Here is a 19,271-nt window from a genome sequence, read left to right as displayed (position 1 = left end):
GGATGACCCTTTACGGCACGGGGCGGCTTGACGGAATGTCCGGCCTACAGCGGTGTTGAGCCGGACGCCCGGGAACCCTAGGCTGCCCGCCGCCCAGGCCGACAGAGGGGACATGAACACCGACATTCGCGCGCTCACCGAACGCGTGCAGCAGGAAAGCAGCTTCGTCGAGGTCCTCAACCAGGAGACCGGCAAGGTCATCGTCGGGCAGCGGTACATGCTCGAACGCATCCTCATCGGCCTCTTGTGCAACGGCCACGTCCTCCTGGAGGGCGTGCCCGGACTCGCCAAGACGCTGACCGTGCGCACCGTGGCGGACTCGCTCAGCGCCACCTTCATGCGCGTGCAGTTCACGCCCGACCTGCTGCCGGCGGACCTCGTCGGCACCATGATCTACAACCAGCAGACGGCCGCGTTCACCGTCCGCAAGGGGCCCATCTTCGCGAACATCGTCCTCGCGGACGAAATCAACCGCGCCCCCGCCAAGGTCCAGTCCGCCCTCCTGGAGGCCATGGCCGAGCGCCAGGTCACCATCGGCGACCAGACCTTCGGCCTGCCCTCGCCCTTCCTCGTGCTGGCCACGATGAACCCCATTGAGCAGGAGGGCACCTACCCCCTCCCCGAAGCGCAGGTGGACCGCTTCATGCTCAAGGTGAAGGTGGGCTACCCGACCCGTGATGAAGAGAAGGTCATCATGGACCGGATGTCCGGCGGCTCGTCGCCCAAGGTCCAGCGGGTCATCTCGCTGGAGCACCTGGTGCGCGCGCGCGAGCTCGTCCACGCCATCTACATGGACGAGAAGGTGAAGGAGTACATCCTCAACGTGGTGTTCGCCACGCGTGAGCCCGCGCGCTACGGCCTCAAGGACCTGGCGGACTACATCCAGTTCGGGGCCTCGCCGCGCGCCACCATCGCCCTGGCCCAGGCGGCCCGCGCGCACGCGTTCCTGCGCCACCGCGGCTTCGTCACCCCGGAGGACGTGAAGGCCATCGCCTTCGACGTGCTCCGACACCGCATCGCGATGACCTACGAGGCGGAGGCCGAGGAGCTCACCCAGGAGAAGATCATCCAGCGCGTCTTCGACCGCGTGGAAGTCCCCTGACCAGGCCCCGGTAAGAGCGCGCCCGTGCTGCCCAAGGACCTCATCCGCCGCATCCGCAAGTTGGAGATCCGCACCCGCAAGGTGGTCTCCGACATGCTGGCCGGCCAGTACCACTCGGTGTTCAAGGGCCGCGGCATGGCCTTCTCCGAGGTGCGCCAGTACCAGCCCGGCGACGAGATCCGCTTCATCGACTGGAACGTCACCGCGCGCATGAACGAAGCGTTCATCAAGGTCTTCACCGAGGAGCGCGAGCTCACGGTGATGCTCCTGGTGGACGTGTCCGCCTCCAACGAGTTCGGCTCCAAGGACCGCACCAAGGCGGAGGTCGCCGCGGAGGTGGCCGCTCAAATCGCGTTCAGCGCCATCGCGAACAACGACCGCGTGGGGCTCATCCTCTTCTCGGACCGGGTGGAGAAGGTCGTCCCGCCGCGCAAGGGCCGCATGCACGTGCTGCGGCTCGTGAGCGACATCCTCACCTTCAAGCCCAAGGGCCACGGCACGGACCTGTCCGCGGGGCTCACGTACCTGACGCAGGTGTCCAAGCGGAAGGCCGTGACGTTCCTCGTGTCGGACTTCATGGCCACGGGCTACGAGAAGCCGCTGCGCCTGGTGGGCCGCCGCCACGACCTGGTGCCGGTCGTCATCGAGGATCCGCTGGAGCAGCGCTTCCCCGCCCACGGCCTGGTGGAGATGGAGGACCCGGAGACGGGCGAGCGCTTCGTGGTGGACACCAGCTCCACCGCCGTGCGCGGCAGGTTCATGCGCGCCATGCAGGCCCAGCGCGACGAGCGCCGCAAGCTGTTCAAGAAGCTGGAGCTGGACCACGTGGAGCTGCGCGCCGGGGATGATCACGGCAAGGCGCTGGCGAACTTCTTCCGCGCGCGGGCCCGGAGGATGGCGGCATGAGACACGCGCTCGTCCTCGCGGCCGTTCTCCTCGTCAGCGCGCCGTCCGCCTGGGCCCAGGCCCCGGCTCCTGGCGCCCCCAAGGCCCAGGTCCAGGCCGCCCTGGAGCTGGTGACGCCCACGGGCGCATCCGCGCGCGTCGAGCCGGAGGCGGTGCACATCGGCGAGCCCTTCACCTACCAGGTGACGCTCACGCACCCGAAGGACCAGCGCTATGAGCTGGTGGCGCCCACGGGCGAGAGCTCGGTGGAGCTGCTCCAACAGACGCGCCAGCGCCAGGACAACGCGAACGACGCGACCACGACGTTCGGCCTGCGCTTCTCCGCGTTCGACCTGGGCGACGTGCAACTGCCGGACCTCGCCTTCGACGTGGCGACGCCCGAGGGGCCGCGCCGCTTCGTGCTCAAGGGCAAGACGGTGGAGGTGACCTCCACGCTGCCTCCGGACGCGCAGGGGCAGGGCGCGGAGCTGTTCGACTACCAGCCCCCGCAGGAAGTGCCCATCCGCTCCTGGACGCTGCTCTACGCGCTGGCGGTGGCGCTGGCGGTGGCCGTCGCGGCCTGGGCGCTGGTGCGCTGGTGGCAGCGCCGGCCGAAGCGCGAGAAGGTCGTCCCCGTGCTGCCGCTGGACGTGCGCGTGCGCCAGTCCCTGGACGCGCTCAAGCGCGAGGACCTTCCCGGCCGCGGCCACGTGAAGGACTTCTACTTCCGCCTCTCCGAAATCGTGCGCGGCTACCTGGGCGAGCGCTACGGCTTCGAGGCCCTGGAGTGCACGTCGTCCGAACTGATGGCGTCCCTGCGCAAGCTGCCCACGCCGGGCCTGCCAGAGGACGCGCTGATGCGCTTCGTCTCCGAGTCGGACATGGTGAAGTACGCCCGCGCCGACGCCTCTCCCGAGTCCTGCAATCAGGCGCTGGCCTTCGGCTACGACCTGCTCGCGAAAACGTACGTTCCTCCCGCTCCCCCCAAGCCCGATGCTGCCCCCGGACCTCGCGTTCAATAACCCGGAGGCGCTCTGGGCCCTGCTGTTGGCGCCGCTGCTGCTGGCGCTCGCGTTCTGGGAACGCAAGCGCCGCGCCACGCTGCGCTTCTCCGCCGCGCATGTCTTCGCGAAGGGCGGCCGGGGCTTCCGCACGTACCTGCTGCCGCTCTTGCCCATCCTCCGCGTGGCGGCACTGGTGGCGGCGGTGGTGGCCATCGCCCGGCCGCAGTCGCGCGACTCTCGCGTGCGCGACCTGTCGGTGGAGGGCATCGACATCGTGGTGGCGCTGGACCTGTCCACGTCCATGGAGGCCGGTGACTTCCGTCCGCAGAACCGCCTCAACGTGGCGAAGGAAGTGCTGACCGAGTTCATCTCCGGCCGCGTGAACGACCGCCTGGGCCTGGTGGTGTTCTCCGGCGCCGCGTACACGCAGTCCCCGCTGACGCTGGACTACGGCGTGCTGAAGGAGGTGCTCAAGCAGCTGCGCACCCGCGTGCTGGAGGACGGCACGGCCATTGGTGACGCCATCGCCACGTCGCTCAACCGCCTGCGCGACTCCGACGCGAAGAGCCGCGTGGTGGTCCTCATCACCGACGGCGACAACAACGCCGGCAAGATTTCCCCGCTGGACGCGGCGAACATGGCCGCGTCGCTCCACATCCCCATCTACACCATCCTGGTGGGCAAGGGCGGCAAGGTGCCCTTCCCGCAGGGCACGGACCTGTTCGGCAACACCGTGTGGCGCGAGACGGAGATCCCCATCAACCCGGAGCTGATGCAGGACATCGCGGACCGCACCGGCGGCGAGTACTACCGCGCCACCGACCCGGAGGGCCTCAAGCGGGGGCTGCAGAAGGTGCTGGACTCGCTGGAGCGCTCGAAGCTGATGGAGGGCGGCGCCAGCGCCACGTACAAGGAGAACTTCCACCCGTTCCTGCTGGTGGCCTTCGGGCTCGCCGCGCTGGAGCTGCTGCTGCGCGCCACCGTCCTGCGGGTGTTCCCATGATGCCCACGATGGACGCCTGGCGCTTCACGCTCCTGGGCTACCAGGTGGGCCTGGCGCAGCCGCTGTACCTGGGGCTGCTGCTGGTGGGCCTGCTCTTGGGGGTGCTCGCGCTGCTCAAGGCGCTGGGCCGCAGGACGCGGCTGTCGGCGCTCATCGCGGAGCGCCACGTGACGGCGCTCGCGCCCGGCGTGTCCGTGTGGCGGCCGGCGGTGCAGGGCGGCCTGTACGGGCTGGGGCTGATGCTGTTCGGGCTCGCGCTCGCGCAGCCCCAGTGCGGCACGAAGAGCGAACTGACGAAGCGCCGGGGCATCGACGTGGTGGTGGCGCTGGATGCGTCCAAGTCCATGCTCGCCCGGGACGTGCAGCCCAGCCGGCTGGACCGCGCGCGGCTGGAGCTCAACACGCTGCTGGATGAACTGAAGGGCGACCGCGCGGGCCTGGTGGTGTTCGCGGGGGATGCGTTCGTGCAGTCGCCGCTCACGTCGGACTACTCGGCGGTGAAGCTGTTCCTGCGCGCGGTGGATCCGGACGCGATGCCCCAGGGCGGCACGAACGTGGGCGCGGCGCTGCGGCTGGCCAAGCAGGTGCTGGACAACGCGGACCGGGGCTCCAAGGAGCGCGTGGTGGTGCTGCTGTCGGACGGCGAGGACCTCACGGGCGACGTGCGCGAGGCCACGGACGCGCTCAAGGACGCGCGCGTCCAGGTGCTCGCGGTGGGCGTGGGCTCGGACTCCGGTGAGCCCATCCCCGTCTACGACAGGCGCGGCGAGTTCGTGGACTACAAGAAGGACTCCAACGGCGACACGGTCATCACGCGCCTGGACCGCGCGGGCCTCACGGCCATCGCGGACGCCACGGGCGGCGCCTTCTTCTACCAACCCAACGGCGTGGCGATGGGACAGGTGGTGGAGCGCATCGACCAGTTGCAGAAGAGCGAGCTGGAGAGCCGCGTGACGGTCCGCTACGACGAGCGCTTCCAGTGGTTCGCCGTCCCTGGCTTGGTGCTGCTGGTGCTGGGCATGGCGCTCATCCCCTCGCGCCGGAGGGCCGCATGAGCACGCATCCGATGCGGCGGCGCGCGGCGCGCGCGATGGCGGTGGGCCTGGCGGGCCTCTTGGCGCTGCCGGGGCCCGCGTGGGCGGTGGGGCCGCTGGAGAAGGACCACCCGCTGGTGCAGCGCGGGCGCGAGGCCTACGCGGCCGGACGCTACGAGGACGCGCTGAAGGACTTCGAGGCCGCGAAGAAGGAGCGGCCCAATGATCCGACGGTGGAGTTCAACCGCGGGGACGCGCTGGCGAAGCTGGGCCGCAATGCGGAGGCGCGCGAGGCCTTCAGGCAGGTGGCGGAGTCCTCGCGCCAGCCCGACCTGGCGCAGAAGAGCTGGTACAACCTGGGCAACCTCGCGGCCACGGCGGGTGACCGCTCGGAGGCGCTCAAGTCCTACCGCAAGGCGCTCACGTTGGACCCCACGGATCCGCAGGCCCGGCACAACTACGAGGTGGTGCTGCGCGACCTGCCTCCGCCCCAGAACGGCCCGGATGGCGGCACCGACGGAGGCCAAGACGGCGGCAACGACGGTGGACGTCCGGACGCGGGCGAGGACGGCGGCCAGAAGGGTGACGGCGGCACGCCGCAGGACGGAGGCCAGGACGGCGGTTCGGATGGCGGCGCCGACGGAGGCCAGGACGGTGGGGCTGACGGAGGCCAGGACGGTGGGGCTGACGGAGGCCAGGACGGCGGCGGCCAGGATGGTGGTCAGGACGGCGGCGCGGACGGAGGCGGCGGCGATGCCGGGCCCGGCGACGGTGGCTCGGACGGGGGGCAGGGCGACGGTGGCCAGGACGAGGGCGAAGGCGACTCGCGCGATGGTGGCGCGGACGGCGGCAGCGAGGGCGAGGAGGAGACGGAATCCAACCCGCGCGACGGCGGAAGTTCGCCGGGCGACGTCGACCGGCAGGAGGCCGAGCGCCTGCTGGATGCGATGAAGCAGAACGAGAAGAATCTCCAGCTCTGGCGTTTCCAGCAGAAGAAGAAGCAGAGGAAGCCCAATGAGAAGGACTGGTAGCGGGCGCACGGCGCTGCTCGCCGTGCTCGCCCTCCTGGCCACTGCGCCGGCGTGGGCGGCGGACATCGAGTTCTACCAGACGGTGGACCGCACCGAGGTGGGCACCGACGACACCTTCAAGCTCACCGTGGTGATGGTGGACGCGCCGTCCAACGCCCAGCTGCGCCTGCCCGAGTCCAACGACTTCGAGGTGCTCTCCTCGTCGCGCGGCAGCCAGCGCTCCATCTCGTTGTCCGGCGGCGGCCCCGCCGTCATCCAGGACATCACCCGCCACGAGCTGCTGATGCGTCCGCTGCGCGCGGGCAAGCTCACCCTTCCGCCCGCCACGCTCACCGCGGGAGGCCGCACGTACCGCACGGACGCCGTGCAGATGACGGTGCGCGAAGGCCGCGTGGGCAACGCGCCCCAGGCGCAGCAGGGCGGCCGGCCGCAGCTGCCGGATCCGTTCCGCAACTTCCGCAACATGCCGGACCCGTTCGGGGACGACGACTCGGACCTGCGGGACGACGAGCCGGTGATTCCGCGCGGAGACTCGGACCTGTTCCTGCGCGCGAGCCTGGACCGCGACGACCTCTACGTGGGCGAGCAGGCCACGCTGTCGCTCTACATCTACTCGCGCGTGGACCTGTCCAGCGTGGACGCGGTGACGATGCCCAAGCTGGAGGGCTTCTGGACCGAAGAGGTGGAGAGCCCCACGCAGCTCACGGGCGAGCAGAAGGTGGTGGACGGCATCCCGTACCGCGCCTACCTGCTGCGCCGCCGCGCGCTCTTCCCGGTGAAGTCCGGCACGCTGCTGATCACTCCGGCGGAGGCGGACATCACCACGGGCTTCCTCTTCGCGGGCCACCGCGTGCACCGTGTTTCCAACGGCCTGAAGGTGAAGGTTCGGCCGCTGCCGGGCGGCGCGCCGCCGGACATGTCCAACGCGAACGTGGGCTCGTGGCGCCTGTCGCTGGACGTGTCGCAGACGCGCGTGGAGCTGGGGCAGCCCATCACGGTGAAGGTCATCCTGGAGGGGCAGGGCAACGTGAAGAACGTCACCCCGCCGAAGCTCACCGGCCCGGCCGCGCTGAAAATCTACGAGCCCACGACGACGGACCGGCTCGCGCCCAACCGCAACCGCATCCAGGGCCGCCGCGTGGTGGAGTACCTGGTGATGCCGCAGCGCACGGGCACCTTCACGCTGCCGGAGCTGCGCTTCCCGTACTTCGACCCGTCGCGGCGCCAATATGAAACGGCGCGCACGGACCCCGTGACCCTCACCGTGGAGGCGGGCGCGGGCGGCGTGTCCTCGCTGCCATCGTCGATGACGCCCTCGCAGGTGGCGGACGCGGCCAACGAGCAGAAGAACGTGCTCACCACCGGGGGCCTGCGTCCGGTGCGCGCCCGGGCCCACTTCGTGGGGCCGTCGCAGCCCGTGTGGATGCGGCCCTTCTTCCTCGTGGGTGTGCTGGCGCCGCTGGGCCTGCTGGCGGGCGTGGCGTTCGCGGGCGGCATGCGCGGCCGGCTGGCCACCCGCTCCGAGGCGGGCCGGAGCCGTCAGCAGGCGAAGGCCGCGCGCAAGCGGCTGGCGGAGGCGGAGAAGCTCAAGGCGGGCGCGGACGCGGGCGCGTTCTACGTGGAGGTGGAGCGGGCGATGGCCGGCTTCCTGGAGGCCCAGCTGGGCTTCCCTGTGGGCGGGCTGACGCGCGAGGCGCTCGGGGAGAAGCTGGCGGCGGCGGGCGTGGACGCGGAGCGGCGCGCGCGCGTGCTCTTCGTGCTGGAGGCGTGCGACCTGGGCCGCTACGGCGGCGGGGTGGAGCCGGGTGAGCGGCGCAAGGTGCTGGCGACCGCGGCGGCGGTGATGGAAGGCTGGGCGTGATGAGCGACGCGGCGACGCAGGGCTACTACACCGCCGAGGAAGCGGAGGCCGTCTTCCAGCAGGCCAACGACGCGTATGGCCGCGAGGACTACGCCACCGCGCAGGCCCAGTACGAGAAGCTCATCGCCCACGGCTTCGGCGGACCGGACGTGCTCTACAACCTGGGCACCACGCACCTGGCCCGGGGCGACCTGGGCCGCGCGGTGCTGTCGCTGGAGCAGGCCCGGAAGCAGGGCGGACGCGCCGAGGACCTGGAGGCCAACCTGGCCCTGGCGCGGGCGCGGCAGGTGGACAAGGTCGTGGGCGCCTCCGCCGACGAGGCCTTCCTCCCCCGGCTGGCGGCCGCGACGGACGGCGCGGCCGTGGCCTGGATCTTCTTCGTCGCGTGGCTGGTGGGCTTCGCGCTGCTGCTCTTCCGGCGCGCCTTCCCCGCGATGCGGAGCACGGCGGTGGCGGTGGTGGCGGGCCTCTGCCTCACGGCGGCGGTGCCGGCGGCGCTGCTCCTGGGCGCGCACATCTGGGTGCACCAGAACGTGCACGAGGCCGTGGTGCTGGCGCCCACGCTGGTGGCGCGGGAGCTGCCTCGCTCGGAAGGGCGCTCGCTCTTCGAGGTGCACGCCGGCCTGAAGGTGCAGCTGCTGGATGAGACGGGGAAGTACGTCCGCATCCGCCTGCCCAACGGCCTGGAGGGCTGGGCCGAGCGCGACGGCGTCTCCGAAATCTAGGCGGGGCCGGAGCGACCCTGCCCGCGTGGAAAACCGACAGGGGACCGCTTTCGTACAGAGGGGCTACCGGGAGGCGTCGCTTCGCTGGACGTCGCCTGGGCAATGGCCTACGAGGGGCCCCGAGGAACCATGGCTGGCAACGCGCAAGCGCCCTTCCACATCCTGCTCGTCGAGGACGAGCCCGTCATCCGCGAGCTGGTGCGCTCCATGTTGAGCGACGGCGCGGTGGACGTGGTGTGCGCGGCCAATGGCATCGAAGGCCTGAAGCTGGCCCGCGACCGCGACTTCCACCTCATCCTGATGGACGTGGTGCTGCCGCAGCTGGACGGCGTCTCCGTGTGCCGCATCCTGAAGAGCGACCCGGCCACGGCGAAGGTGCCGCTCTACATGCTCACCGCGAAGGCGAAGAAGGCGGACGTGGAGAGCGCGACGCAGGCGGGCGCGGACGGCTACATCCACAAGCCCTTCCGCGGCGCGGAGCTGATGGACCTGGTGGAGCGGCTGCGCATGGCCCGCTCGGCCGCGGACTGACGCTCCACTGGAAGGCCCTTACGGCAGGTGCGGGTGGAGGAAGCGGGCCAGGGCGATGAGGTCGTCCCAGTCCAGCTCGCCGAACTCCAGCGCGACGCCGTCCACTTCCCGGCGGCGGATGGTGCACATGGTGACGAGCTCCCGGTCGCCCGGCAGCGGCAGGGCGATGGTGAGCGCGCGCTGCGAGTCCGCCGGGTGGGCCTGGAGGAACAGGCCGTTCATGGAGATGTCGCGCGCCTGCGCCGTCACGGTGCGGCCCGACAGGAGCACCTTCACCTGGAGCCGGGCTTCGACGCGCGGGTGGTAGCGCTCGCGCTCGTTCGGACGGGGACCATTGGAGGGGTTCATCATCGGAAGCTCACCTTCGGGTGCGACAGGACGCGACAACTGTGATGCAGGTTGGAGCGGTGGCAAGTTTTCGGGTTTTCGCCCGCCGTCCCGCGCCGTGGACGTGGCGCGCGCGCCGCGGAGACGCCTGGCGCTGGAGTGACGGAGCGCGCTCCTGTCGTTTCAAGGGGTTGGCCCCTGGCACGGATGGTGGATGGCAGCCCTGGCGAATCCCTGCCGGAGGCACCCCTTGGAAGACCGTCGCATCCCGTCGTTGAGCATCGCCCCGTCCATCGCGCGCCAGACGCCGAAGACGGAGTTCGGCCCCACGCTGGCGCGGGCGGCGCGCGAGGTGGTGCGCACGGGCGCGGGGCTCGTGGGCGGCATGTTGCCGTCAGGCCCCATCTCCAGCGCGGTGGTGTCCACGCTGAGCGGCACGGTGTCCGCGGCGGTGCCGGCTGAAGCGGTGTCGTCGGTGTCGGCGACGGGAGGCGCCTCCGCGACGTCGGCGCGCGCGGGCACGCCGGGGCCAACGGCTTCGACGGGGAGCGCGGCGACGGGGCAGGGGGACGCGTGGGACCTGCTGGAGGCGCAGAAGCTGATGGCCTCGGACGGCCAGAAGTTCAACATGGCCTATGTGGCGCTCCAGAACGAGATGCAGAAGGAGAGCCGCGAGCACAACGCCATCTCCAACATCATGAAGGTCCGCCACGACTCGGCGAAGGCCGCCATCAACAACATCCGCTGAAGGCGCGCTCACGATGGCCATCGACAAGTTGGGAGCCGTGGGCGGCGCGGGCCCGTCGCCCGCGGTGGAGTCCGGCAGGGAGACGTTCGGCAAGGTGCTGGAGGGCGTGCGTACGCCCCAGTCGCGCCCCGTGCCGGTGACGACGGAGGGGCCGCCGAAGCCGGTGCGCACGCCCCCCGAGGCCACCGCCGGCACGTCGCGGGCGGACGGCGTGGAGCGGGCGAAGGCGGGCTGCGCGGAGGTGAAGCCGGGGGCCCGCGTGGATTCGGCCCAGGCCGCGCGCGGTCAGCAGGCGGTGGAGATGCTGGACCGCGTGGGCCAGGCGCAGCAGCGGCTGGACCACATCCTGAAGCTCGCCGAGTCCGGCCGCACGTTCAGTCCCTCGGAGTTGCTCGCGCTCCAGGCCCACGTCTACCGCGCCAGTCAGGAGCTCGATCTCGCCGGCAAGGTCGTCGAGAAGGCCACCGGCGGCGTCAAGCAGGTCCTCCAGACCCAGGTGTGAGGAGTCCTTCCTTCCATGCGTTCCGCTCCCCTTCGTTGTCTCTGTTTCCTCCTGCTCCTGGGCGCTTCGGCGTGCCGGGAGCGCATCCAGCACGGGCTCGACGAGCGTCAGGCCAATGAGCTGCAGACGGTGCTCGTCGAGCGGGGGCTCGACGCGCGCAAGGTGCCCGAGCCGGGCAAGAAACCCACGTGGGCCATCGAGGTGACGGACGCGCAGTCCTCGGACGCTGTGCGCATCCTGGCGGAGCTGGGGCTGCCCCGGCTCGCGGCGGAGACGGGCTGTGACGTCTTTGGCGGAAGCGGGCTCGTGCGCTCGCCGCTGGAGGAGCAGGTCTGCCGCGTCCGGGGGATGGAGCGGGAGCTGGAGAAGACGCTCCAGACGGTGGATGGCGTGCTGCTGGCGCGCGTGCATCTGGTGGTCCCACCGCCGCCGAGGCCAGGACAGGCGCCCGCGCCCTCGAAGGCGTCGGCCATGCTGCGCACGGCACCCGGCGGGGCGACGCGGGTGCGCAAGTCGACGGACACGCTGCGTGAGCTCATCGCGGGAGGCGTGGAGGGGCTGTCACCGGAGGCGGTCTCGCTGCTGGTGGACGAGGTGACGACGCACGTGGAGGCGCCGACCCCGAAGGGAGGCCCCGTCCCGCTGCGGCTGCGCGTGGTGCTCGCCCTGCTGGGCGTGCTGGTGACCGGCCTGTCCGGAGCGCTCGTGTGGACGACGCTGCGCTGGAAGCACTACCGGGCCCTGGCGGAGCAGCCCCCCGCGGCGCCGCCTGCCCCGCCCACGCCCGCGCGGCCGGTGGTGACCCCGGGCTCCACGCGCAAGCTGGCCTGAGCACGCCATGGATGTCACACGCGTGGGGCGGGTGCTACGCAAGGCCCGGAGGCTCCTGCCCGCGAGGAGGGAAGCACCGCGAGCCACGGCGGCGGAGGCCACGCTGCCCGCGTTGTCCCTGCCGCTGGAGCGCATCGCGCTGGTCGTCTGCGTCCTGGCGCGGGAGCGCGCCGCGGAGCTGCTGGGGGGACTGGTGGACGCCGAGGCGGGCAGGGCGCTGCGCCACCTGGAGCGCTTCGCCGCCATGCCCTCCGCCCAGCGTCAGGCGAAGGTGGCGGTGGAGTTCGGCGAGCGGGCGGACGGCGAGAGCCGGTTGGCGCTCTTCCTGGAGACAGCACCCGAAGCCCTGCGCCAGGAAGCCTTTCGGGGCCTCCCGCCGTACCACCGCAGCCGGTTTCCCCAGTGGGAGGGGCCCGAGTCGCGAGCGGCTGCCGCACCGGCCCTGACCGCCCTGGCGGAGCGGCGCATCCGCGAAGCCCTGCGCTGAGCGTCCTCGGGCGTGGAGGGCCATCCCGAAGACGGACCTCCACCCCTGCCAACACCCTGATTCCACGAGCCGGCCCCCTGGCCATGGCCGTGCACATGGGACGTGTGTCCCATCGCCGTCCCGGAGCTCCGGATGCAAACGAATCCAGTCAGGTCCCCCAGCGTCGCGAAGAAGCCCACGCGGCCGTACCGCCCGGGAGCGCGGCGGCTGACGCGAGCCCACCTGGTGTTGGGGCAGAGGCCCCAGGTGGGGCGTTGGGGCGCGGAGCTCCTGCGCGACGTGGGCGCGGCGCTGTCGCGGGACCTGGGCGCGGCGGTCCAGGTGGAGGGGCACCTGGTGCCAGCGGCGGTCCAGCCGGAGCGCGAGCTGGCGATGGGAATGGTGTTCGCGCTGGTGGAGCTGTCGGCGGTGGGGGGCACCGCCATCGTGGAGCTGGAGGTGCCGCTGGTCTTCGCGGCGCTGGCGAGGCTGGCGGGGACGGGACTGCGGCCGGCTCCCGTGGCGGAGCTGACCCGGCTGGAAGAGTCCACGCTGGTGTACCTGCTGCTGTCCGCCCTGGCCGCGATGCGCGGGCAAGGCGAATGGGTGCGAAGGCTGGGGCCCCGCTTGTCCGCGGTGTCGATGCGGCGCGGTGACGTGCTGACGCGAGTCGATGCGCGGCAGCCCTACGTGGCGGTGTTGCTGACGGCAACGGTGGACGGAGCGACGGTGGGCGGCCGGGTGCTCCTGCCCGCCCGTGCCGTGCAGACCGCGTTCCAGGAGCTGCCCCTGGAGCCAGCAGGCGCCGTCGTGCCCCAGGTGCTGGCGGCGTCGATCCCCGCGCGCTGCCTCATGGGGCGCAGTCCATTGCAGGCCTCGGCGGTGGATGCGCTGGCTGCGGGGGACGTCGTGCTCTTCGAGGGCGTGCGTCTCCGGGACGGCCGGATGGAGGGACAGGGACAGCTGATCACCCGGGGCTTCGCGCTCCAGGGCGAGTTTCTCGCGGAAGGTTTTTCGACAGGGAGCGTGCACTCGCGCGCGGCCCGACAGGAGTCGGACATGGTGGCGACGAACAAGCGGAGCGAGGCGATGCCGCCGCTCCCGGTGGATGTGGAGATCGAGCTGACGCGGTTGATGTTGCCCCTGGCGGAGCTGGCAGCGCTGAAGCCGGGCACGCTGCTGCCCCTGCACGTGAACGCGAGCAGCCCGGTGCTGCTGCGCGTGGGTGACCGCGTGGTCGCGCGTGCGGAGTTGGTGGAGATCGAAGGCGAAGTGGGCGCCCGCATCCTGGCGTTGCTGCCGTGAGCGCACCCGTGAACACGCTGCTGTCCTCGTTCTCGCCACGCGGCAGGCTGCTGTTCGCGTCGGCTTTGCTCTTGGGGCTGGCGACGCTCGCGCCCCTGGGGGGACTGTCGTTGGTAGGTACCTCGCGCCTGCTGATCGGCGCGATGGCGCTGGCCGGGCTGGGCTGGGTGTTGCTCCGCAAGGGAGGCATGGCCGGGAGTGCCGATGCAGCCGCTCCAGCGCCCTTGAGCATCGTCTCGCGGACGGGGCTCTCACAACGCTGTGGCCTCGCGCTCGTAGAGGCGGATGGACGGCGCTACCTCGTGGCCTACGGCGACACCTTCGCGGAGATCCATGAGACCCGCGCCATGGCGGTCCTGCCCGGCGCCACGCCCAGGCCGACCGTGAAGTCCCGGTTCGACCTGGAACTGGAGCCGACAGTGCTCTTCCCCCGCGCGCGACAGCCCCAGACGCCGTGTCGCGCACTCCGGAATCGGGGTGGGGGATGAAGGCGCTCGGATTGGGATGTGGTGTGCTCCTTCCCGCGAGCGCGTTCGCCGCGGAGCAGTCCCTGTCGCAGGCGTCCTATGCCGGCAGTCCGCTGGCGATGATGGGGATGCTCGCGCTCCTGTCGCTGCTGCCGTTCGCGGTGCTGATGCTGACGAGCTTCTCGAAGATCGCCGTGGTGCTCTCCCTGGCCCGCTCGGCGATGGGTACGCAGCAGGCACCGCCGACGCTGGTGCTCACGGGGCTCGCGGTGGTGCTGACGGGGCACATCATGGCGCCGGTGATGGAGCGCATGTACGACGCGGGACAGGTGGCGTACGACGAGGTGCATTCCGGAGCGCAGGTCCTCTCCGCCGCGAAGCAGGTGACGGAGCCCCTGCGCGCCTTCCTCATGAAGCACGGAGGCCCAGAGGAGCGGGCCCGCTTCGTGGACCTGGCCCGCGAGCTGCGTCCTCCGGAGGAATCCGAGCAGGTGCAGGAGACGGACCTGTTCGTCGTCATCCCGGCCTTCGTCATCACCGAGCTGAAGGAGGCCTTCCAGATTGGCTTCATCGTCTTCCTGCCCTTCCTGGTGCTCGACATGGTCATCGCGAACGTGCTGCTCGCGTTGGGCATGCAGACGTTGTCGCCGGGCCAGGTGAGCCTGCCCTTCAAGATCCTCCTCTTCGTCGCCGTGGATGGCTGGGCCCTGCTCGCGCGGGGACTCATCCTCGGCTACCGGTGACGCCATGACCCAGGACGTCCTGCTCACCCTGGGGCGCGAAGCCCTGCTGTTGATGGTGCTCGCCTCGCTGCCGCCCATTGGCGCGAGCCTGCTGGTGGGCTTCCTGATGAGCCTCTTCCAGGCAACGACCCAGTTGCAGGAGAGCACGCTGTCGGTGGTGCCCAAGCTGTGCGCGGCGGTGCTGTCCCTCGTGCTGGCGGGGCCGTGGATCGCCGGACAGCTCACGCGCTTCACCCAACAGCTCCTCATGCTCATCGCGGACGTGGCGCTGTGAATCCAGAAGCGTTGGGCGAACAGCTCCTCGCCCTGGGACCGCACGTGGTCGCGGTGGCGCTGTGCGCGGCGAGGCTCGTGCCCATCGCGTTCCTCTGTCCCTTGCTGGGCGGCCAGGCCGCGCCGACGACGGTCCGGCTGGGCCTGGTGCTCGCGCTCTCGCTCTTCCTGCACGTCGAGGCGGGCGTGGAATTCCACGGCACGGTGGAGACGCCGGTGGTGATGGCGGCGCTCGTGGTGCGTGAGCTGGCCTACGGTGTTTCCGTGGGGCTCGTGTCCGCGCTGCCCTTCGACGCGGCGAGGATGGGCGGCCGTTTCATCGACCTGTTCCGGGGAACCTCCGCGGAGGCGAGTCTGCCGCAGGCGGGCAGCCGTGAGTCGGCCACGGGAGACGCGCTGTACCACCTGCTGGTGGCGAGGGTGGTGTCGGGCGCGCTGTTTCCCGTGGTGCTCTCCGCCCTGCTGCGCGGCTTCGGGGTGGTGCAACTGGGGGCCTTCGTGCCCACGGAGGCCTCGGCCCTGCACGTGGTGGTGATGGTGGGCGGCGCCATGGCCACGGGACTCGCGGTGGGCGCCCCGGTGGCGGCTGCCTCACTCGCGGTGGACTGCTTCCTGGGCATGGCCTCGAGGGCCGCGGCCCAGGTGAACCTCCAGGAGCTGGGGGCTCCGCTGCGCATCCTCGGAGGTGGCGCGCTGCTGTGGCTGGGCGTGGGCCTGCTGTGTGATCGGCTGCTCGCGGGCGTGGCCTCGACGGAGGGCGCGCTGGCGCTGCTGGGAGAGGTCTCCCGATGAGCGGCGAGAAGACGGAGCAGCCCACCGCGAAACGGATGCGAGAGGCCCGGCGCAAGGGCCAGCTTCCGCGCAGCCGGATGTTGACCTCCAGCGCGACGACGCTGGGCGGGCTGCTGGGCTTCATCGCGTTCGCGCCAGAGGGCTTTGCCCGGCTGAAGGACTGGACCGCGCGGTTGATGCTGGAACAGACCGCCGCTGGCGCATGGGAGGAGGGGGCCTGGGCCGCCGCCCGGCTGTGCGGCCCTGCCCTGGGTGGAGCGCTCGTGGCCTCGCTGGCGGTCTCCGTCGCCACCGTGGGCTTCGAAATGGACGCTCGCCATGCCGCGCCGAAGCTCGAACGCATCAACCCCGCCGCGGGCCTCAAGCGCCTCTTCAGCGTCCGGCCGCTGGTCGAGCTTGGCAAGGCGCTGCTCGTGGCGGCGCTGCTGGGCCTCATCGTCTGGAACGAGGTGGAGGCGGTCGGCCCGGATGCCTTGCGGACCGCGTGGCTCGATGGAACCCGGGGAATGGAGTTCCTGCTCGACCGGCTGGCGGCGCTGGTGACGCGACTGGCGTGGGTGGTGCTGGGGTGCGGTGCCGTGGACTACGCGCTCGCCCGTCGCAGTCACCGGCGCGAGCTGATGATGACCCGCGAAGAGGTCAAACGGGAGCACAAGGAGAGCGAGGGCGACCCGCGTCACAAGGGACAGCGGCGCGCCCTGCACCGCCAACTGGCGCAGGGCGGTCCGGCACGTGGAGTGCAGAAGGCCACCGCCGTGATCGTCAACCCCGCGCACATCGCGGTCGCGCTCCGCTACGACGCGGGCGAATGCGACGCGCCCTATCTCGTGGCCAAGGGCCGCGAACAGGACGCGCTCGCGCTCAAGGAGGAGGCGCGCCAGCAGGGCATCCCCGTGGTCCGGGACGTGCCGCTGGCCCGCAGCCTCATCCACTTCGACGTCGGGGAGTCCATCCCCGAGGAGCTGTACCAGGCGGCGGCCGTCGTGTTGCGGACCGCGATGGAGCTTCGCGAGCCGGACGACCGTCCACGGAGACAGACGTGATGCCCCCATTCCTGAAGGTCTTGCTGAAGGCCCGTCAGTCCTCCGACGTCGTCCTCGCGGTGGCGATGGCGGCGGTGCTGGGGGCGCTCATCATCCCGCTGCCGGCGTGGCTCCTCGACATGGGGCTCGCGGTGAACCTGGCCGCGGCGGTGGCGCTGCTGGTCGCGGCGCTGAACGCGAAGGACGCGCTGCGGGTGACGTCGTTTCCTACGTTGCTGCTCTTCACCACGCTGTTCCGGCTGTCGCTCAACGTGTCGTCCACGCGGCTGGCGCTCTCCGAGGGCCACGCGGGCGAGGTCATCCAGGCCTTCGGCGAGTTCGTGGTGCGAGGCGACTACGTGGTGGGCGCGGTGGTGTTCGCCATCCTCACGCTGGTGCAGTTGCTGGTGGTGACCAAGGGCGCCGAGCGGGTCGCGGAGGTGTCCGCCCGCTTCACGTTGGACGCCATGCCCGGCAAGCAGATGTCCATCGACGCGGACCTGCGCGCGGGCGCCATCGACCAGACCCAGGCCCGGCGCAGGCGGCGCGACCTGGAGCGCGAGTCCCAGATGTTCGGCGCCATGGACGGCGCGATGAAGTTCGTGAAGGGGGACGTCGTCGCGGGCCTGGTCATCGTCGCGGTGAACCTGCTGGGCGGCACCCTCATCGGCGTGTTGCAGAACGGCCAGTCCTTCTCCGAGGCCGCCGCCACCTTCGCCCTCATCGCCATCGGTGACGGGCTCGTGTCCCAGGTGCCCTCGCTGTGCATCGCGGTGGCCGCTGGCCTCGTCGTCACGCGGGTGGCATCGGAGAAGGAGGAGGACTCGCTCGGGGCGGAGATCGGCTCCCAGTTCTTCGGTGACTTCCGCACGCTGCTCACCGTCGCGGGCCTGTGCGTCGCGCTGGCCTTGATGCCGGGCATGCCGCACCTGACCTTCCTCGCGCTGGCGGCGGGCCTCGGCGGGCTCGGGTATGCGCTGCGGCGCAAGGGGCAGGCGCCGGAGAAGTCACCGTCGAAGGATGGCGCCTCATCGGAGGCCGCGGTGCCCGCTGGCGCCGCGGGCAAGCCGCCGGAGAGCGCGAAGGCACCGGTCGGGGTGACGCCGCTCACGCTGGACCTGTCCGCGCAGCTGACGCCGCTCGCGGAGGTGGACGGGGGCGCCTTCGTGCACACGGTGTTGAACGCCGTGCGCGACGAGCTGTTCTTCGAACTGGGCGTGCGCATCCCCGGCATCCGGGTGCGGACCCACGCCGCCTACCTGGGCCCGGGCGAGTACCGCATCCTCCTGGACGAAGTGCCCGCCGGTGGCGGCGTGGTGCAGTCCGGCGCCCTGTACGCGCTCGTTCCTCCCGGCGAGCTGGCCTTCCTGGAGGTCCAGGCGGAGGCGTCGGTGGAGCCCGCCAGCGGGCGGCCCATCAGCCGCGTGGGGGAGGGGGCCCGCTCCCGGCTGGAGCTGGCCCAGGTTCCGGTGCGCAAGCCTTCGGAGCTCATCGCGGACCACTTGAGGGCCGTGCTGCGCCTGCGCGCCGCCGCGCTGCTGGGACTCCAGGAGGTGCAGGGCCTGCTGGAGGGACTGGAGGCCCAGTCGCCCGTGCTGGTGAAGGAGGCGCTGCAGAAGGTGCCGCTGCCGCTGCTGGTGGACGTGCTGCGGCGGCTCGTGCAGGAGCAGGTGAGCATCCGCGACCTGCGCGCCATCCTGGAGGCGCTCGTGGCGCCCACCACCGAAGGCGACGCCACGGCCCTGGCCGAGCGCTGCCGTCAGGCCCTGCACCGCTACCTGAGCCACCAGTTCGCGCCCACGGGCCCGCTCTACGCGTACCTCGTGGATCCAGAAGTGGAGGAGGTGCTGCGCGCCAGCGGTCCGCGGGGGCTCGCGCCGGAGCCGGAGCGCATCATGGAGATTCTGGAGGGGGTGCGGGCCATCGCCAACGGGGGCCGGGCGGTGGTGCTCGCGGCCCCGGACATCCGCCGTCCGCTGCGCAAGCTGTGCGAGGGCCCGTTCCCGGACGTGGCGGTGCTCACCTACGGCGAACTGGACGGGGACCTGCAGATTCGTCCCATCGGCCGGCTGTCGCCGGTCGCCGTGGGGCGGTGAGGCCTAGAGGGTGCCGGTGCCGCTGCTGCCCTTGAACTCGGAGGAGGGCGGCAGGTCCGACTGGGCCTGCAGCGGCGCGGGGCGGTTGACCCGGTCGCGCAGCTCCTTGCCCGTGCGGAAGAGCAGGCCGCGCTTGGGCTTCACCGGGATGACCTGGCCCGTCTTCGGGTTGCGGCCCTGGTAGCCCTGGTAGTTCTTCACGTGGAAGGCGCCAAGCCCGCGAATCTCGATGTTCTCCCCGCGGCAGAGGGCGTCCTTCATCGACTCGAAGATCGTCTCGATGGTCGCTTCCGCCTGCTTCTGGGTCACGCCTCGTTTGGCAACGAGGATGTTGATCAGATCGGACTTGAGCATCGGACGCTCCCGCAAACCCCGTGACCCCTTGGTGACAGGGCTCTCTGGCCCGTTGTCGAGTCCCGAATACATAACAGAACACCTCCTCCTTGCAAGCCGGGTGGGCTTCCAACCCTCTAAAAACGTTACGGATTTCCGCCGCTGGCCGCTGCCTTGGGGGCCTCGGGGG

22 protein-coding genes are annotated in these 19,271 nt (G+C 71.2%); 20 read left to right on the top strand and 2 right to left on the bottom strand.

Annotated elements, in window-relative coordinates; all coding sequences use genetic code 11:
• Positions 1-112: 112 nt before the first annotated feature.
• The 9 genes from D7W82_RS29550 to D7W82_RS29510 all read left to right on the top strand — a co-directional run bounded on the left by D7W82_RS29550 (position 113) and on the right by D7W82_RS29510 (position 9,176).
• Complete coding sequence (locus D7W82_RS29550) at positions 113-1,102, top strand: MoxR family ATPase (RefSeq protein WP_014398943.1); 990 nt, start codon at positions 113-115, stop codon at positions 1,100-1,102.
• A gap of 24 nt (positions 1,103-1,126) precedes the next feature.
• Positions 1,127-2,008 (top strand): DUF58 domain-containing protein, encoded by an 882-nt coding sequence (locus D7W82_RS29545; RefSeq protein ID WP_120552820.1) that lies wholly within the window; start codon positions 1,127-1,129, stop codon positions 2,006-2,008.
• Complete coding sequence (locus D7W82_RS29540) at positions 2,005-3,009, top strand: hypothetical protein (RefSeq protein WP_120621533.1); 1,005 nt, start codon at positions 2,005-2,007, stop codon at positions 3,007-3,009. Before D7W82_RS29545 ends, D7W82_RS29540 begins: the two co-directional genes overlap by 4 nt.
• Positions 2,981-3,994 carry a VWA domain-containing protein gene (locus D7W82_RS29535; protein WP_233588007.1) on the top strand — a complete coding sequence of 338 codons (1,014 nt, stop codon included), beginning with the start codon at positions 2,981-2,983 and terminating at the stop codon, positions 3,992-3,994. The genes D7W82_RS29540 and D7W82_RS29535 overlap by 29 nt, the downstream gene beginning before the upstream one ends.
• Positions 3,994-5,049: a VWA domain-containing protein gene (locus tag D7W82_RS29530; RefSeq protein WP_120621534.1), complete on the top strand. Its 1,056-nt coding sequence runs from the start codon at positions 3,994-3,996 to the stop codon at positions 5,047-5,049. The genes D7W82_RS29535 and D7W82_RS29530 overlap by 1 nt, the downstream gene beginning before the upstream one ends.
• The gene (locus D7W82_RS29525; RefSeq protein WP_120621532.1) at positions 5,046-6,059 is read left to right on the top strand and encodes a tetratricopeptide repeat protein; all 1,014 of its coding nucleotides are present in this window, start codon (positions 5,046-5,048) and stop codon (positions 6,057-6,059) included. Before D7W82_RS29530 ends, D7W82_RS29525 begins: the two co-directional genes overlap by 4 nt.
• Positions 6,043-7,920 carry a BatD family protein gene (locus tag D7W82_RS29520; RefSeq protein WP_120621531.1) on the top strand — a complete coding sequence of 626 codons (1,878 nt, stop codon included), beginning with the start codon at positions 6,043-6,045 and terminating at the stop codon, positions 7,918-7,920. Before D7W82_RS29525 ends, D7W82_RS29520 begins: the two co-directional genes overlap by 17 nt.
• Complete coding sequence (locus tag D7W82_RS29515; protein ID WP_120621530.1) at positions 7,920-8,645, top strand: SH3 domain-containing protein; 726 nt, start codon at positions 7,920-7,922, stop codon at positions 8,643-8,645. Before D7W82_RS29520 ends, D7W82_RS29515 begins: the two co-directional genes overlap by 1 nt.
• 129 nt (positions 8,646-8,774) lie before the next feature.
• Positions 8,775-9,176 carry a response regulator gene (locus tag D7W82_RS29510; protein WP_120621529.1) on the top strand — a complete coding sequence of 134 codons (402 nt, stop codon included), beginning with the start codon at positions 8,775-8,777 and terminating at the stop codon, positions 9,174-9,176.
• Between the two features lie 18 nt (positions 9,177-9,194).
• On the opposite strand, the gene D7W82_RS29505 is transcribed toward D7W82_RS29510, so the two are convergent.
• Positions 9,195-9,527 (bottom strand): PilZ domain-containing protein, encoded by a 333-nt coding sequence (locus D7W82_RS29505; protein ID WP_014398934.1) that lies wholly within the window; start codon positions 9,525-9,527, stop codon positions 9,195-9,197.
• 226 nt (positions 9,528-9,753) lie between these two features.
• Here D7W82_RS29505 and D7W82_RS29500 point away from each other — a divergent pair, with 226 nt between their 5' ends.
• The 11 genes from D7W82_RS29500 to D7W82_RS29450 all read left to right on the top strand — a co-directional run bounded on the left by D7W82_RS29500 (position 9,754) and on the right by D7W82_RS29450 (position 18,748).
• Entirely contained in the window at positions 9,754-10,251 is a 498-nt protein-coding gene (locus D7W82_RS29500) for a hypothetical protein (RefSeq protein WP_120621528.1), read from the top strand.
• Positions 10,252-10,264: 13 nt separating this feature from the next.
• A complete protein-coding gene (locus D7W82_RS29495; protein ID WP_120621527.1) occupies positions 10,265-10,753 on the top strand; it encodes an ATP-dependent helicase HrpB in 489 nt (162 codons plus the stop codon).
• 15 nt (positions 10,754-10,768) lie between these two features.
• Positions 10,769-11,584 carry a flagellar M-ring protein FliF gene (locus D7W82_RS29490; protein ID WP_120621526.1) on the top strand — a complete coding sequence of 272 codons (816 nt, stop codon included), beginning with the start codon at positions 10,769-10,771 and terminating at the stop codon, positions 11,582-11,584.
• Positions 11,585-11,591: 7 nt separating this feature from the next.
• Positions 11,592-12,071, top strand: a complete 480-nt coding sequence (locus D7W82_RS29485; RefSeq protein WP_120621525.1) for a hypothetical protein — start codon at positions 11,592-11,594, stop codon at positions 12,069-12,071.
• Between the two features lie 132 nt (positions 12,072-12,203).
• Positions 12,204-13,355, top strand: a complete 1,152-nt coding sequence (locus D7W82_RS29480) for a FliM/FliN family flagellar motor switch protein (RefSeq protein WP_233588006.1) — start codon at positions 12,204-12,206, stop codon at positions 13,353-13,355.
• Positions 13,352-13,843: a flagellar biosynthetic protein FliO gene (locus D7W82_RS29475; protein WP_147439619.1), complete on the top strand. Its 492-nt coding sequence runs from the start codon at positions 13,352-13,354 to the stop codon at positions 13,841-13,843. The genes D7W82_RS29480 and D7W82_RS29475 overlap by 4 nt, the downstream gene beginning before the upstream one ends.
• Positions 13,840-14,565 carry a type III secretion system export apparatus subunit SctR gene (sctR, locus tag D7W82_RS29470; RefSeq protein WP_120621522.1) on the top strand — a complete coding sequence of 242 codons (726 nt, stop codon included), beginning with the start codon at positions 13,840-13,842 and terminating at the stop codon, positions 14,563-14,565. Before D7W82_RS29475 ends, sctR begins: the two co-directional genes overlap by 4 nt.
• A gap of 4 nt (positions 14,566-14,569) precedes the next feature.
• On the top strand, positions 14,570-14,839 hold the full coding sequence (locus D7W82_RS29465) for a flagellar biosynthetic protein FliQ (RefSeq protein ID WP_014398926.1): 270 nt from the start codon (positions 14,570-14,572) through the stop codon (positions 14,837-14,839).
• Positions 14,836-15,630 carry an EscT/YscT/HrcT family type III secretion system export apparatus protein gene (locus D7W82_RS29460; RefSeq protein WP_120621521.1) on the top strand — a complete coding sequence of 265 codons (795 nt, stop codon included), beginning with the start codon at positions 14,836-14,838 and terminating at the stop codon, positions 15,628-15,630. Before D7W82_RS29465 ends, D7W82_RS29460 begins: the two co-directional genes overlap by 4 nt.
• On the top strand, positions 15,627-16,673 hold the full coding sequence (locus tag D7W82_RS29455; protein ID WP_120621520.1) for a flagellar biosynthesis protein FlhB: 1,047 nt from the start codon (positions 15,627-15,629) through the stop codon (positions 16,671-16,673). Before D7W82_RS29460 ends, D7W82_RS29455 begins: the two co-directional genes overlap by 4 nt.
• Positions 16,673-18,748 (top strand): flagellar biosynthesis protein FlhA, encoded by a 2,076-nt coding sequence (locus D7W82_RS29450; RefSeq protein WP_120621519.1) that lies wholly within the window; start codon positions 16,673-16,675, stop codon positions 18,746-18,748. The genes D7W82_RS29455 and D7W82_RS29450 overlap by 1 nt, the downstream gene beginning before the upstream one ends.
• Before the next feature lie 3 nt (positions 18,749-18,751).
• Here the strand turns inward: D7W82_RS29450 and D7W82_RS29445 are convergent, their stop codons facing one another.
• Entirely contained in the window at positions 18,752-19,102 is a 351-nt protein-coding gene (locus tag D7W82_RS29445) for an HU family DNA-binding protein (protein ID WP_043321998.1), read from the bottom strand.
• Positions 19,103-19,271: the final 169 nt, after the last annotated feature.

It is taken from the genome of Corallococcus sp. CA049B, from assembly GCF_003611685.1.
Classification (GTDB): domain Bacteria; phylum Myxococcota; class Myxococcia; order Myxococcales; family Myxococcaceae; genus Corallococcus; species Corallococcus coralloides.
This window is presented reverse-complemented; position numbering and strand designations above follow the sequence as displayed.